Annotated in this window: 12 protein-coding genes; 9 read left to right on the top strand and 3 right to left on the bottom strand. The window is 71.3% G+C overall.

What is annotated here, in order from left to right; all coding sequences use genetic code 11:
• Positions 1 to 5: 5 nt before the first annotated feature.
• From murC to SSP24_RS06985, 3 genes are all read right to left on the bottom strand, one after another.
• Positions 6 to 1,397, bottom strand: coding sequence for a UDP-N-acetylmuramate--L-alanine ligase (gene murC / locus SSP24_RS06995; RefSeq protein ID WP_141307909.1), 1,392 nt, complete (start codon positions 1,395 to 1,397; stop codon positions 6 to 8).
• 182 nt (positions 1,398 to 1,579) lie between these two features.
• Positions 1,580 to 2,035: an indole-3-glycerol phosphate synthase gene (locus SSP24_RS06990; RefSeq protein ID WP_141307908.1), complete on the bottom strand. Its 456-nt coding sequence runs from the start codon at positions 2,033 to 2,035 to the stop codon at positions 1,580 to 1,582.
• A 93-nt stretch (positions 2,036 to 2,128) separates the two neighbouring features.
• On the bottom strand, positions 2,129 to 2,905 hold the full coding sequence (locus SSP24_RS06985; RefSeq protein WP_141307907.1) for a pyrimidine reductase family protein: 777 nt from the start codon (positions 2,903 to 2,905) through the stop codon (positions 2,129 to 2,131).
• 912 nt (positions 2,906 to 3,817) lie between these two features.
• On the opposite strand from SSP24_RS06985, the gene zapE reads away from it, so the two are divergent.
• From zapE to SSP24_RS06940, 9 genes are all read left to right on the top strand, one after another.
• Positions 3,818 to 4,918 carry a cell division protein ZapE gene (gene zapE, locus SSP24_RS06980; protein WP_141307906.1) on the top strand — a complete coding sequence of 367 codons (1,101 nt, stop codon included), beginning with the start codon at positions 3,818 to 3,820 and terminating at the stop codon, positions 4,916 to 4,918.
• 183 nt (positions 4,919 to 5,101) lie between these two features.
• Complete coding sequence (locus SSP24_RS06975; protein ID WP_141307905.1) at positions 5,102 to 5,509, top strand: hypothetical protein; 408 nt, start codon at positions 5,102 to 5,104, stop codon at positions 5,507 to 5,509.
• Positions 5,510 to 5,593: 84 nt separating this feature from the next.
• Complete coding sequence (locus tag SSP24_RS06970; protein ID WP_141307904.1) at positions 5,594 to 6,175, top strand: carbonic anhydrase; 582 nt, start codon at positions 5,594 to 5,596, stop codon at positions 6,173 to 6,175.
• A gap of 7 nt (positions 6,176 to 6,182) precedes the next feature.
• A complete protein-coding gene (locus SSP24_RS06965; RefSeq protein WP_141307903.1) occupies positions 6,183 to 7,646 on the top strand; it encodes a SulP family inorganic anion transporter in 1,464 nt (487 codons plus the stop codon).
• A 165-nt stretch (positions 7,647 to 7,811) separates the two neighbouring features.
• Positions 7,812 to 8,834, top strand: a complete 1,023-nt coding sequence (locus SSP24_RS06960) for a slipin family protein (RefSeq protein WP_141307902.1) — start codon at positions 7,812 to 7,814, stop codon at positions 8,832 to 8,834.
• An 89-nt stretch (positions 8,835 to 8,923) separates the two neighbouring features.
• Entirely contained in the window at positions 8,924 to 10,303 is a 1,380-nt protein-coding gene (locus tag SSP24_RS06955) for a PhoX family protein (RefSeq protein ID WP_141307901.1), read from the top strand.
• Positions 10,304 to 10,355: 52 nt separating this feature from the next.
• Positions 10,356 to 11,207 (top strand): polysaccharide deacetylase family protein, encoded by an 852-nt coding sequence (locus tag SSP24_RS06950; protein ID WP_141307900.1) that lies wholly within the window; start codon positions 10,356 to 10,358, stop codon positions 11,205 to 11,207.
• 138 nt (positions 11,208 to 11,345) lie between these two features.
• Positions 11,346 to 12,062, top strand: a complete 717-nt coding sequence (locus SSP24_RS06945) for a peptidyl-tRNA hydrolase (protein WP_141308236.1) — start codon at positions 11,346 to 11,348, stop codon at positions 12,060 to 12,062.
• 151 nt (positions 12,063 to 12,213) lie between these two features.
• Positions 12,214 to 13,563 (top strand): MbnB/TglH/ChrH family RiPP precursor modification enzyme, encoded by a 1,350-nt coding sequence (locus SSP24_RS06940; protein ID WP_141307899.1) that lies wholly within the window; start codon positions 12,214 to 12,216, stop codon positions 13,561 to 13,563.
• Positions 13,564 to 13,656: the final 93 nt, after the last annotated feature.

Raw genomic sequence — 13,656 nt, 5'->3', positions numbered from 1 at the left:
GCCCCTCACTTCGACAGGCGGTCCAGAATGCGCGGTCCGAGGTCGGTGACATCGCCCGCGCCCATCGTGAGAACGAGATCACCGGCCCCGGCCATTCCCGCCACCACCTCGGGCACCTCGCCCTTGTCGTGCACCGCCGTCACGTCCGCGCCCGCCGCCCAGGCCGCCTCGATGATCAGCTCGCTGGTCACCCCCGGGATCGGGTCCTCACGGGCCGGGTAGATGTCCAGCACCACGGAGGCGTCCGCGAGGGCGAGGGACTGGCCCATCTCCTTGCCCAGCTCTTGCGTCCGCGAGAACAGATGCGGCTGGAAGACCACCAGGATCCGCGCGTCGCCGGCCGCCGCCCGCATCGCCTCCAGGTCCGCGGTCATCTCGGTCGGGTGGTGGGCGTAGGAGTCGATCACCTGCACCCCGGCCGCCTCACCCTTCAGCTGCAGCCGCCGCTTCACGCCGGTGTACGCCGCCAGCGCCGGTGCCAGCTCCGCGGCCGGGATGCCGAGGGCCACGCCGGCGGCGAGGGCGGCGACCGCGTTGTGGGCGTAGTGCCGACCGGGGACGGAGACCGCGAAGGTGAGCTCCCGGCCCTCCATCAGTACGGTGACCTCGCTCTTCAGCCCCTGCGGCACGACCGCCAGCACCCGCACGTCGGCGTCGTCCGCCGCGCCGTACGTCACGACCTTGACGCCCGAGGCGGCGACCCGCCGCGTCAGCTCCCGCGCGCCCTCGTGGTCCGCCGAGATCACCAGCGTGCCGCCGGGCACGATCCGGCCGACGAAGGTCTCGAAGGACTCGTAGATCTCGTCCATCGAGGCGTAGTTGGCGTGGTGGTCGAGCTCCACGTTGAGGACGATGGCGACCTCGGGCGCGTACTTGTGGAAGCTGCGGTCGCTTTCATCCGCCTCGGCGACGAAGATGTCGCCCTCGCCGTGCAGCGCGTTGGAGCCGGGCGCGTCGAGGTCACCGCCGATCGCGTACGACGGCCGCAGCCCGAGTTCGGACAGCGACACGGCCAGCATCGAGGTGGTCGTGGTCTTGCCGTGCGTACCGGCGACCGCGATCGGCCGCAGCCCGTCCATCAGGGCGGCCAGCGCGTCGGACCGGTGCACCACGGGGATGCCCAGCTCGGCCGCGCGGGCGAGCTCCGGGTTGTCGGCCCGGATCGCCGACGAGACGACCACACAGCTGGCGTCGTCCGCGAGGTGCTCCGCCGCATGCCCGATGTGCACGGTGGCGCCCAGCGCCCGCAGCGCCTCGACGGTCGCCGACTCCTTGGCGTCACTGCCGGCGACCTTGGCCCCCCGCTGCGCCAGAATCTTCGCGATACCGGACATCCCGGCCCCACCGATGCCGATGAAGTGCGGTCGGTCCATGGCGGTAGGAAGGCCGGGTGCCATGCGTGTTCTCCCCAAGATCCGGTACGACGATCAGCGCGCCCCCCGGTGGGAAGCGCGGCCCCAGCCTATTCCGTACGGCGTGGGGTACCTCGTAAGGGGCGGTGCAGCTACGCCCTGAGGGGCGCGGGGAACTGCGCGACCGGCCCCCACAACCCGCGCTTGCCGACACCCGCAACCACCACCTACACCTTGCTGTGCGAGAAGAGCTTCAGCACCGGCACCCCCACCTTGTGCCGAGCCCGAGAAGCCCAGTCCCGGTGGAAGAACTCCTCCACGTAGTGCGGATCCGTCAGCACGATCACCTCATCGGCCCCGACCTCCTCCACCACCCCCTTGAGCGCGTCCAGCGGATGGTCCTCGATCAGCCGCCCCTCCGCCGTGCTGCCGGAGGCGCGCAGGGCCTGCAGGGACACGTCCAGCGCCCGTTGCCCCTCGCTCTTCGCCGCCTCGCCCTCCGGCGTCTCCCCCTCCCGCGCCGCCTCGTCGATCGCGCCCATCGCGAGGTCGTCGATGGCACGCAGCAACCGGTCCGCCTGCTCGCCGCGCGGCTGGAGCAGTACGTGGAAAGTGACCGGCTCGTCCCCGTGCAAGGTGGTGACGAACTCCACGTCGGCGGACGTCAGGGCCTTCTCGATCATCAAAACGCTTGTGAACACCAGGCGCCCCTATCTCCTTGAGGGCCCGCGGGCCCTCTGTCCTCCAAACAGCAGATTCCGCCTATCTCAGGTATCTCAGGACCGACGGTAGCGGGAGAACAGAAACCCGGCCTCTTCGAGCAGGGACACCAGCTCGAACCGCTGCGGAACCGCCACCGACGGTCCCCCGGCGATCCGCTGCGCGCCTCCCGCGGCGAGCATCGGGGAGACGGTCAGGCACAGCTCGTCGAGCACCCCGGCCGCCACCAGCTGGCCCAGCAGCCGCGGCCCGCCCTCGGTGAGCAGCCGCGTGTGACCGAGTTCGGCGAGCGCCCGTACGGCCCGTGCGGGCTCCACGCCGACACCGTCCCCGGCGACCACCACCCGCGCACCGGCCTTCTCGGCCGCGGCGACCCGGTCCGGTGCCGCCGCCGCGCCGGTGAGGATCAGCGTGGGGACCACGGGCGAGGTGAACAGGGGCATCGAGAAGTCCAGGTCCAGGCCTGCGCTGACCACGGCGATCGCGGGCACGGGGTCCTGCCCGGCGGCCTTCCGCCGCGCCGCGAACTCCGCACGCACGCGTGCGGGGCGGTAGACCTCCCGGCGGACCGTTTCCGCGCCGACCAGCACCACGTCCGCGAGCGCGCGCAGCGTGCCGAAGATCCGCATGTCGGTGGCGTTGGAGATGGACTGCGACTTCCCGTCGTGCTGAGCGGCTCCGTCGAGCGTGGAGACCATGTTGGCCCGCAACCACGCGACCGGCTCCCCCGGCTCCGGCTCGGGATAGGCATAGACATCGGCCAGCTCCGCGAGCCCCCACTCACGGTCGGCCAGGTCCACTGTCGTATCGGTCACGGGAAACAGGCGTCGCATGCCGTGCAGTGTTCCACGCGGAAAGGACCCCCAGCCGCATCAGGGTCCACCGGGCACGGGGCCCTGGGCTCAGAGGGCCACAGCGCCACAGGGCCACGGCGCCCGGGGCCACAGGGCCCCGGCCAGAGGCCGCAGCACCACCGGACCACCGAGCCACCGGGCACAGAGCCACCGAGCGGCCACAGCACCACGGGCCACCGGCCACCGGCCACAGCACCACTGGACCACGGGCCACGGGCCACAGCGCCACCGGACCACAGCGCCACCGGACCACAGCATCACGGGGCCACAGGCAGCACCACCAGGCCACCGGGCCGAGGCCGCAGACCACCGGACCACCGGACCACCGGACCACCGGACCACGGGCCACGGGCCACGGGCCACCGGACTACCGGACTACCGGACTACCGGACTACCGGACCACAGCATCACGGGCCGCAGACCGCAGCACCACCAGGCCACCGGGCCGAGGCCGCAGACCGCAGCACCACCAGGCCACCGGGCCGAGGCCACAGACCGCAGGCCGCAGACCGCAGCACCGCCGAACCGCCGGACCACCGGGTCCCCGGGCCCCCGCGACCCCGGGCCGCCAGGCCAGAAGGCGCAGAGCCGCAGGCCGCAAGGCCGCAGATCACACGACACCAAACCGCACCGCACCTCCGACCCAGCGGCACCGCCTCGCACCTCCGACCCAATGGCACCGCTGGCCACGCAAAACACAACCAAGCCGCGCCGCCAACCCCGCCGAACCGCCACCAAGCCGCACCCCCGCCCCCGCCGCACAGCGGACCCCACAACCCACCCCACGAACCCGCGCATCAGCACCCCGCACACCCACCCAGGCACCCCCCAATCCCCCCGACCACCCCGCGGCCCAAACCACCCCCACCCCACCCCTTAGCATGGGTAAGCGTGTCCTCCTCCACCGCCGCCGGCCGAAGCCCGATAGCCGCCGAAGCCACCCCCCTCTCCCTCTGCGCGCGACAGCCGCACGTCCCCGCGGACCGTCTGGTGGCCGAGATGGTGCCCCCGCCCCGCTTCGACTCCGTGCGCTTCAGCACGTACATCCCGGACCCGAACCAGCCCAGCCAGAGCGAGGCGGTACGGGTCCTGGAGGGCTTCGCGGCCGGCCTCGGCCCGATACCCGGCGCGGGCAGGCGCGGATTCTTCGGGTTCGGCAGGGCCAAGTCGCCCAAGCCCCCGGCAGGACCCCGCGGTGTCTACCTCGACGGCGGCTACGGCGTGGGCAAGACCCACCTGCTCGCCTCCCTCTGGCACGCCACCCCCGCCGAGCCCGCCCTCAAGGCGTTCGGCACGTTCGTGGAGCTCACGAACCTGGTCGGCGCCCTCGGCTTCCAGCAGACCGTCCAGACGCTCTCCGGCCACCGCCTCCTGTGCATCGACGAGTTCGAACTGGACGACCCGGGCGACACCGTCCTGGTCTCCACCCTGCTCGGCAAGCTGGTCGACGCGGGCGTCGCACTCGCCGCCACCTCGAACACCCTGCCGGGCAAGCTCGGCGAGGGCCGGTTCGCGGCGGCCGACTTCCTGCGCGAGATCCAGGGCCTGTCGGCCCACTTCCGCACCCTGCGCATCGACGGCGAGGACTACCGCCACCGCGGCCTGCCCGAGGCCCCGGCGCCGTACAGCGACGAAGAGGTGACACGGACGGCGCACGCCACCGAGGGTGCCTCGCTCGACGACTTCCCGCACCTGCTGGAGCACCTCGCCCGCGTCCACCCCAGCCGTTACGGCGCGTTGACCGATGGCCTGAAAGCCGTGTGTCTCACCGACGTACAGCCGATTCCGGACCAGTCCACCGCGCTGCGCCTGGTCGTGCTCGCGGACCGGCTCTACGACCGTGAAGTGCCCGTCCTGGCCTCGGGTTTGCCCTTCGACCAGCTGTTCAGCGAGGAGATGCTGAAGGGCGGCTACCGCAAGAAGTACTTCCGGGCCATCTCCCGGCTGACCGCGCTGGCCCGCGACGCCCAGCGTCTGACGGAACCTCAGTAGCGCCACGCCGTAACCAAGATCACGGTACGGATCACGCCAGCTCAACCTCACTTTTGAGGCTCTCTTCGGCTCGAAACGCCAAGTTAACCCTGCAAACAACTTTGCAGGGTTAATGTCTTTCTTGACCAGCCGTTGACCAACCGTTGGTACGGACTAGAGGTGCGCCGAACCGGAGGGAGGCTCATGTTTCGAGGTACGACGGCTGCGACGGCCCGGACCCTGTTCGCGAGCCTCGCAGCCGTTCTGTTCATCCTCCCGTTCTTCACACCTCCCACATCATTCGCAGCTGCGCACACAGCCCGTTACGTCGAGGCCAAGGCTCAGCCCGGAACCAAGCCCTCCGGCAAGGCACTGCGCGCCGAAGGCGCCGCGTTCCACAGCTGCACCCACGCGGGGGACCCGACCGGTCCCCTGCGGATACGCGACCGCCACCGCACGGTCGATTCCGCGTCCTGCGCGGCCCAGCGCCCGCAGCCGGCGCGGCACAAGGGGGCCGAATCCGACGCGGTCGTGCCCAACGCCGCGTACGACCGTATGTCGAGACCCTCGACCGCCCACTCTCCGGCCGCGCTTCAGGTCTTCCGCTGCTGAGAGCAGAGCAGTCCCCCCACTTCTCACCCTCTGTCATGCACGTCCGACGCGCCCCCACGGCGCGCCAGGAGGAGTCACCACGTCATGCAGCCCCTCATCGACAACGCCCGCACGTTCGGACAGCGCCCTGAGGAGTTCGCTCAACTGGCCCAGGGCCAGTCCCCTGAAGTCCTGTTCATCACCTGCTCCGATTCCAGGGTCGTACCGGCCCTGATCACCGGCGCCCGCCCCGGCCAGCTGTTCGAGCTGCGCACCGCGGGCAACATCGTCCCCCCGTACAACTCCGACCGCCCCACCGGTGAGGCGGCCACCATCGAGTACGCCGTGCAGGTGCTCGGCGTCCAGGACGTCGTGGTCTGCGGCCACTCGCACTGCGGCGCCGTCGGCGCGGTGGTGCGCCACGACGACCTGGCGGCCGTACCCGCCGTACGCGACTGGCTCGCGCACGCGGCGGACGAGCCCAAGTGCTCGGACCCCAGCGACCCGACGGTCGCCGAGGCCGTGCAGAACCACGTCCTCGCGCAGCTGCTGCGCCTGCGCTCCTACCCGTGCGTCGACCAGCGCCTCCAGGCCGGTCAACTCCGGCTGCACGGCTGGTACTACGAAGTCCACACCGGAACCGTGCGGGAACACCGCGCGGAGACTGACACCTTCGAAACGCTCTGAGGGACCGATGACCATGCTGTCGAAGTTCCCTTACCTGAGGCAGGACTTCCTCGCCTCCATCGTCGTCTTCCTGGTCGCCGTGCCGCTGTGCGTCGGCGTGGCGGTCGCTTCCGGTGTCCCCGCGGAGCTGGGCCTGGTCACCGGCATCGTGGGAGGCCTCGTCACCGGGCTCATGCCCGGCAGCAGCCTTCAGGTGTCCGGCCCGGCCGCGGGCCTGACCGTGCTGGTGTTCGAGGCCGTCAGCGAGTTCGGCGTGGCCGCGCTCGGCGTGATCGTGCTGATGGCCGGTCTGCTCCAGCTCGCCATGGGCTTCTTCGGGATCGGCCGCTGGTTCCGGGCGATATCCGTCTCGGTCGTCGAGGGCATGCTCTGCGGTATCGGTCTGGTGATCATCGCCGGGCAGGTGTACGCGGCAGCGGGCCTGAAGGCCCCGGAGAGCGGTATCGGCAAGATCGCCGGTCTGCCCGGGGCGTTCGCCGACGCGCTCGGCAGCACTGCGGCTCTGACCTCACTCGCCATCGGCGCAGGCACCGTCGCCGTCATCGTGCTGTGGAAGAAGATGCCGAAGGCGGTGCAGTCCGTGCCCGGCGCCCTCGCGGCGGTGGTCTTGGCCACGGTCGTCGCGCTCGCCTTCAACCTTCCGGTCGCCACCGTCCAGGTGGAAGGTCTGCTCGGTGTCATCCAGCCGCCGGGCTCCGAAGCGTTCGGCGAGCTGGCCGGACCGGCCATCTGGGGCACCATTGTGGCGTTCGCGCTGATCGCCTCGGCGGAGAGCCTGTTCAGCGCGGCGGCCGTGGACCGGCTGCACGACGGTCCGCGCACCCACTACAACAAGGAGATGATCGCCCAGGGCGCGGGCAACACCCTGTGCGGTCTGCTGGGTGCGCTGCCGATGACCGCGGTGATCGTGCGCAGCTCGGCCAACGTCAACGCGGGCGCGAAGACCAAGGCGTCGCGTGTGCTGCACGGTGTGTGGCTGCTGCTGTTCGCGGCCGCGCTGCCGTCCGCCCTGGCGCTGATCCCGATTCCCGCCCTCGCCGGCATCCTCGTGCACGCCGGGTGGAAGCTGATCCCGTTCCGCCAGATCACCGGGCTGTGGCGGTCGCACAAGGGTGAGGCGCTGATCCTCGTGATCACGGCCGTGGCCATTGTCACCGTGAACATGTTCGAGGGCGTCCTGATCGGTCTCGCCCTGGCGGTCGTCAAGACCGCCTGGGAGGCCTCGCACCTGAAGATGGAGGTCATAGACAAGGGCGCCGGTCCGATCCAGGTCTACCTGTCGGGCAACGCGACCTTCCTGAGGCTGCCGAAGATACTCGACAGCCTGGAGGCACTCCCCCAGGACCGGCCCATCGAGCTGAACCTGTCAGGTCTGCACCACCTGGACCACGCGTGCCGTACGGCGCTGGAGGGCTGGGCCGAGCGGCACAGCACGTCCGGCACCGACCCGGTGAAGCTCACCTCGACCTGACCGGCCCCTGAAGGTCACCGCCCGTGACCGAACCGGTGAAGGTCGTCACCCGTTGACCGACGCCGTCCGCCCGGTGTCCGCTCCGTCGCCCCCATGGCCCCGGACCGGACACCGGGCATATCGTTGCAGGAGCAGGCACCACACGCCTCTCGTGAGGGGGTCGTCATGGTCGAAGATCTCCTGGTGGCGGCCGCCATGGCCGGTTCCGCGGGGGTGGTGTACCTCGCGGCCGCGGCGCGGATCGTCAAGCAGTACGAACGCGGCGTGGTGCTGCGGCTCGGCCGGCTCAGGGGCACCATACGACCGCCCGGATTCACCCTGATCATTCCGTTCGTGGACCGGCTGCACAAGGTCAACATGCAGATCGTCACCATGCCGGTCCCGGCCCAGGAGGGCATCACCCGCGACAACGTGACCGTGCGCGTGGACGCCGTCGTGTACTTCAAGGTGGTCGACGCGGCGAGCGCGCTGATCAAGGTCGAGGACTACAAGTTCGCGGTCTCGCAGATGGCGCAGACCTCGCTGCGTTCGATCATCGGCAAGAGCGAACTGGACGACCTGCTGTCCAACCGCGAGAAGCTGAACGAGGGCCTGGAACTGATGATCGACAGCCCGGCCGTCGGCTGGGGCGTGCAGGTCGACCGGGTCGAGATCAAGGACGTGTCGCTGCCCGAGACGATGAAGCGCTCCATGGCCCGGCAGGCCGAGGCGGACCGGGAGCGGCGGGCCCGGGTCATCAACGCCGACGCCGAGTTCCAGGCGTCCAAGAAGCTGGCCGAGGCGGCCCAGCAGATGGCGAACACGCCCGCCGCGCTCCAGCTGCGGCTGCTCCAGACGGTCGTGGCCGTCGCCGCCGAGAAGAACTCGACGCTGGTGCTCCCGTTCCCGGTGGAGCTGCTGCGCTTCCTGGAGAGGGCACCCCTGGTGGCGGAGCACACGCACGACCACACACAGGGGCCCGGCCCCACCCCAGGCCTCACCCAGCAGCCCGGCCAGACTCCAGGCCTTACCCCCCAGACCGGCCAGACTCCCGGCCTCACCCCGCAACCCGACGACTCCGCGAGCCTCACGCAACAGTCCGACGGCGCCCCGGGCCACGCGGCACAGGAGCCGCAACCCGCGAACAACACCACCCCCGGCCGCACCGAGGAACCCCACCCCACCCCGGACCTCACCGACCGTCCGTGACAGGTGCTACGCGCGTGGTTCCGGGGACGGGCGGCAGCTGATAAACACGGCGGGGTCACTGTCCTGTCCGCCAGCAGGAAGGTTTCCCCATGTCCGTGACACGCCGTCATGTCCTCGCCCGCGGCGGTGCCCTGGGAGCGGGCATCGCGTTCTCCGGCGCCCTGTCCGAGCTCTTCACCGGTACGGCCGCCGCCCAGCACCTCGGCCACACCGGCTACGGGCCCCTCGTACCCGACCCGAAGGGCCTGCTCGACCTGCCGAAAGGTTTCCGCTACCGGGTTCTGTCCCGCGAGGGCGACCCGCTGCGCTCCGGCGAGGGCCGCGTCCCCTCCCACCATGACGGCATGACGGCCCTCCCCGGCCGCCACGGCCGGGTCCACCTCGTCCGCAACCACGAGAACCGCACCAACGCGAAGGTCCCAGTCCCGGTGGTCAAGGGCCTCACCTACGACCCGGCGGCCAAAGGCGGCTGTACGGCGCTGACCTTGGACTCCGGCAGCCATGTCCGGTCGGAGCGGGTCGCCCTCGCCGGTACGGCCGTCAACTGCGCGGGCGGCCCCACCACTTGGCGCACCTGGCTGACCTGTGAGGAGAACGAGGAGAGAGCGGGCACCGGCGGCTACACCAAGGACCACGGCTTCGTCTTCGAGGTCGACCCGGCCGACCCGCACCGCACCGGCGCGGTCCCGCTGACCGCGATGGGCCGCTTCCAGCACGAGGCGGTCGCGATCGACCCGCGCACCGGCGTCGTCTACGAGACGGAGGACGCCTTCCTCAAGCCGTTCGGCCTCTTCTACCGGTTCCTGCCCGAGAAGCCGCTCGGCGGGACGGGTTCCCTGCGGGCGGGCGGCCGCCTCCAGGCGATGCGCGTGCCCGGCGTACCCGACCTGTCGTCGATCCAGGAGACCGGCGCGTGCTTCGACGGCGTCGAGTGGGTGGACGTACCGGACCCGCTCGCCACCGAGACCCCCGTCCGCCTCCAGGACTACGGCCCGAAGGGCATCACGCGCGCGCAGAAGCTGGAGGGCTGCTACTGGGGCGGCCGGAGCGTGTACTTCGTCTCCTCGTACGCCCGCAGTGCGGATGGCTCGGCGGCCGACCACTTCGGCCAGGTCTGGCGCTACGACCCGGCGGCGCGCCGCCTCACCCTGGTGATCGTCTTCGGCCCGAACTCCGACGTGCGGCTGCCCGGCGAGTCCCCGGACAACATCTGCCTCGCGCCCAGCGGCGGCCTGATGGTGTGCGAGGACGGCAACGGCGCGCAGCACGTCTTCGGTGTCACGCGCCGGGGCGAGGTGTACGCGCTGGCCCGCAACCGCCAGAACACAGGCACGCCCGAGGCCCCGGAGTGGGGTGAGTTCGCGGGCGTCACCTTCTCACCGGACGGCGAGACGATGTACGTCAACTGCTACACACCGGGGACCACCTTCGCGGTGCGCGGTCCGTGGCGGAGGCCGCCGGCCGGGTGACCCGGCCGTCGCGTCGGCGCCCACACCGACCTGAAGGTCATACTTTCATACGGTGATCAGACATGCACGAAGCGTCATCACCGTCTGTGTCCTGAGCGCCGCCCTAGCGGCCTGCGGCACCGCTGATGCGCCGCGGGGCGGCGATACGGCGGTCCCCTCGACGCCCGCCCCCTCGCCCCCGGCACCTCCCACCCTCGCCCCCGGCCCCGCGGGCCTCACGCCGGTGTTCACCAGCGGCCCGCGGACCGGGGGCAAGACCGTCGCGCTCACCTTCGATGCCGACATGACAGCCGACCAGGGGCCCCGGGCAGCCGAGGGCGAACGCTTCGACAACCCGCAGCTGATTGCGACGCTGCGGGCGCTGAAGGTACCGGCGACCGTGTTCATGACGGGCAGGTGGGCGGAGCAGTACCCGATCCAGGCCCGCGGCATCGGCCGGGACCCGCTCTTCGAGGTCGCCAACCACTCCTACAGCCATTACGCCTTCACCGCCGACTGCTACGGCCTGCCGACCATCGATGAGGACCGCATGCGGGCCGATGTGGAGCGGGCGTACACGGCGTTCCGCCGGGCGGGCGTGCCGGACGCGAAGCCGTACTTCCGGTTCCCCGGTGGCTGCTACGACCAGCGGGCTCTGCGGGCGCTGAGCGCCACCGGCGTGACGGCGGTGCAATGGGACGTGGTGGGCGGGGACGCATTCGCGACGGACGCGGACGCGGTGGCCCGGCAGGTGCTGGACTGGGTGCGGCCGGGGTCGGTCGTCGTGCTGCACTGCACGCGGAGCGCGGCGCCGACGACCGAGCGGGCGATCCGCACGATCGTGCCGGAGCTGCGGCGGCAGGGGTATCGGTTCGTGAAGGTGTCCGAGCTGATCGGAGCGGTGGCCTCCGGCGGGTTGACGTGAGCGGCATACGCTGGAGGTATGAGTGTGAGGGGCTGGAGGCGCAGCGTACGGCCTGTTCGGGGGTAGTGCTGTGTGAGTTCGGGGTGCGGGTGGTGGTGGGCTGGTCGCGCAGTCCCCCGCGCCCCTGAGGTTGGCAGACTGGACGGCGTGACTACCGAACCGACTGACAGTCCCTTCCGGTCCGAGCCCAGCGCGCGCGATACCGCGCCTCAGTTTGTACTGCCTCTGGTCGTACGGATCGAAAAGGGTGCGCCTCCCGCCCGTACCGACGCCTTGGAAACCGCCGCGCGTGCCGTGCTGGTCATGTTGAGTGATGAGCGGTCGCTGGGTGACGGGGAGTGGGCCCAGGCCGTGCGGGACTGGCAGGACGCGCGGATTCGGAAGGTGGTGCGGCGGGCCCGGGGGGCCGAGTGGCGGCGGGCCGAGGCGTTGCCCGGGATCACGGTGACGGGGAAGTCGGCGGAAGTGAGGGTGTTTCCTCCTGTTCCCCTGGACGGGTGGCCCAAGGAGCTGGCGCGGCTGCAGGTTTCCGGAACCGATCTCGACGATCCGGAGCCGCCGGTCGAGGCGGACGCGAGTGCGCCGGTGCTGTGGCTGAACCCGGAGATCGAGATGTCGGCCGGCAAGGCGATGGCGCAGGCCGGGCACGGCGCCCAACTCGCCTGGTGGGAACTGCCGGACGAGGAGCGCGCGGCCTGGCGGGACGCGGGCTTTCCGCTCGCCGTCCGGATCGCCGACCCGACGCGCTGGGGTCGACTCACCACGTCCGGCCTGCCGTTGGTGCGCGATGCCGGGTACACCGAGATCCCCGCCGGAAGCTGCACCGTCGTCGCCGACCACCCGGCGCTGCGCTGAACCAGGGTGTTTGAACATCCGGGGCCGGTCCCGCGTATCTCCTGGCAACCTCAAATGTTGCTCTGAAGGCGCACGCGACAGGGTTCGGGCCCCGGCAGCGGGGCCATACCCCCCTCACGCCGGGTGCATGACAGACGTGAAGGAGGGGGTCATGGAGCGACTGGGAACCGGGATCGGATGGCGGCCGGAGATCGCGGACGCCGTGGAGCGCATGCCGGGCATCGACTGGGTCGAGGTCGTCGCCGAGAACGTCTGCCCCGGACACCTCCCCGACTCGCTGCTGCGGCTGCGCGAGCGCGGGGTGACCGTCGTCCCGCACGGCGTCTCCCTGGGCCTCGGCGGCGCCGACCGGCCCGACCCGGCGCGCCTTGCGGCCCTCGCCGAGCGGGCGGAGGCGCTCGGCTCGCCGCTGGTCACCGAGCACATCGCGTTCGTCCGGGCGGGCGGTCCGCTCACGGCGTCCCCGCGGCTGGAGGCCGGGCACCTGCTGCCCGTGCCGCGCACCCGGGACGCCCTCGACGTGCTGTGCGAGAACGTCCGCATCGCGCAGGACGCGCTGCCCGTGCCGCTCGCCGTGGAGAACATCGCCGCGCTCATCTCCTGGCCGGGCGAGGAGATGACCGAGGGACAGTTCCTGTACGAGCTGGCCGAGCGGACCGGCGTACGGCTCCTGATCGACGTGGCGAACCTGCACACCAACCACGTCAACCGCGGCGAGGACCCGGCCAAGGCGCTCGCCGAACTCCCGCTGGAGGCCATCGCCTACGTCCATGTCGCGGGCGGCTTCGAACGCGACGGCGTCTGGCACGACAGCCACGCCCACCCGGTCCCCCGGCCGGTCCTCGACGTCCTGACCGACCTCGCGTCCCGCGTGTCCCCGCCCGGCGTCCTGCTGGAGAGGGACGAGAACTTCCCCGAACCGGCGGAGTTGGAGCGGGAGTTGGCGGAGATTCGGGGCGCGCTGGAGGAGGGGCGTCGGACCCGGGCGGCGATACGGGTTGCTTCCGGGTCCACCGCCAGTGCCCCCGCAACAGCGCGCGATTCCGCCGACTCCACGTCCGAGCCTGCCGCCCCCTCGCACCACGCCTCCGCCCACGAGCCCGCCCGTCAGCGCCTCGCCCTCACCCAGGCCGCGCTGCTCTCCGCGCTGGTCGCCGGTACCCCCGTCCCCGAAGGGTTCGACCGGGTGCGGCTCGGGGTGCAGGCGCGGGCGCTGGCCGGGAAGCGGGCGGATGTGGTGGCGAAGGTCGCCCCGGAGTTGCCGGTGATCCTGGGGCCCGCCTACCGGCCCACCTTCCTGGCGTACGCCCAGCGGCACCCGATGACCGGGGGCTACCGGCGGGACGCGCTGGACTTCGCCGAGCGGTTGCTGCTCGACGGGCGGCCGCAGGAGGCACGGGCGCGGCGGGAGTTGCGGGAGTGGTGGCTGGACCGGTCCGGTTCGGCACCGCGTCCGCGCTCACGGATGGCGCGGGCCCGCCGGGTGCTACTGCGCCGCTGATCGGCAGGCAGTCAAGCGGAACGTCACGTGCCGACAACGCTCGGTCCCGGAATGTGAACAAGGCATGGAGTTTCCGAGTCGGTTGGCATAGAA

The sequence above is a fragment of the Streptomyces spinoverrucosus genome, assembly GCF_006539505.1.
GTDB classification, from domain to species: domain Bacteria; phylum Actinomycetota; class Actinomycetes; order Streptomycetales; family Streptomycetaceae; genus Streptomyces; species Streptomyces spinoverrucosus.
Note: the sequence above shows the minus strand (reverse complement) of the source record. Positions and strands in the feature narration are given on the sequence as shown.

Coding starts and splice junctions, on each gene's coding strand:
- murC (WP_141307909.1), bottom strand. CDS start 1,397: ATGGCACCCGGCCTTCCTACCGCCATGGACCGACCGCACTTCATCGGC.
- SSP24_RS06990 (WP_141307908.1), bottom strand. CDS start 2,035: ATGATCGAGAAGGCCCTGACGTCCGCCGACGTGGAGTTCGTCACCACC.
- SSP24_RS06985 (WP_141307907.1), bottom strand. CDS start 2,905: ATGCGACGCCTGTTTCCCGTGACCGATACGACAGTGGACCTGGCCGAC.
- SSP24_RS06975 (WP_141307905.1), top strand. CDS start 5,102: ATGTTTCGAGGTACGACGGCTGCGACGGCCCGGACCCTGTTCGCGAGC.
- SSP24_RS06970 (WP_141307904.1), top strand. CDS start 5,594: ATGCAGCCCCTCATCGACAACGCCCGCACGTTCGGACAGCGCCCTGAG.
- SSP24_RS06965 (WP_141307903.1), top strand. CDS start 6,183: ATGACCATGCTGTCGAAGTTCCCTTACCTGAGGCAGGACTTCCTCGCC.
- SSP24_RS06960 (WP_141307902.1), top strand. CDS start 7,812: ATGGTCGAAGATCTCCTGGTGGCGGCCGCCATGGCCGGTTCCGCGGGG.
- SSP24_RS06955 (WP_141307901.1), top strand. CDS start 8,924: ATGTCCGTGACACGCCGTCATGTCCTCGCCCGCGGCGGTGCCCTGGGA.
- SSP24_RS06940 (WP_141307899.1), top strand. CDS start 12,214: ATGGAGCGACTGGGAACCGGGATCGGATGGCGGCCGGAGATCGCGGAC.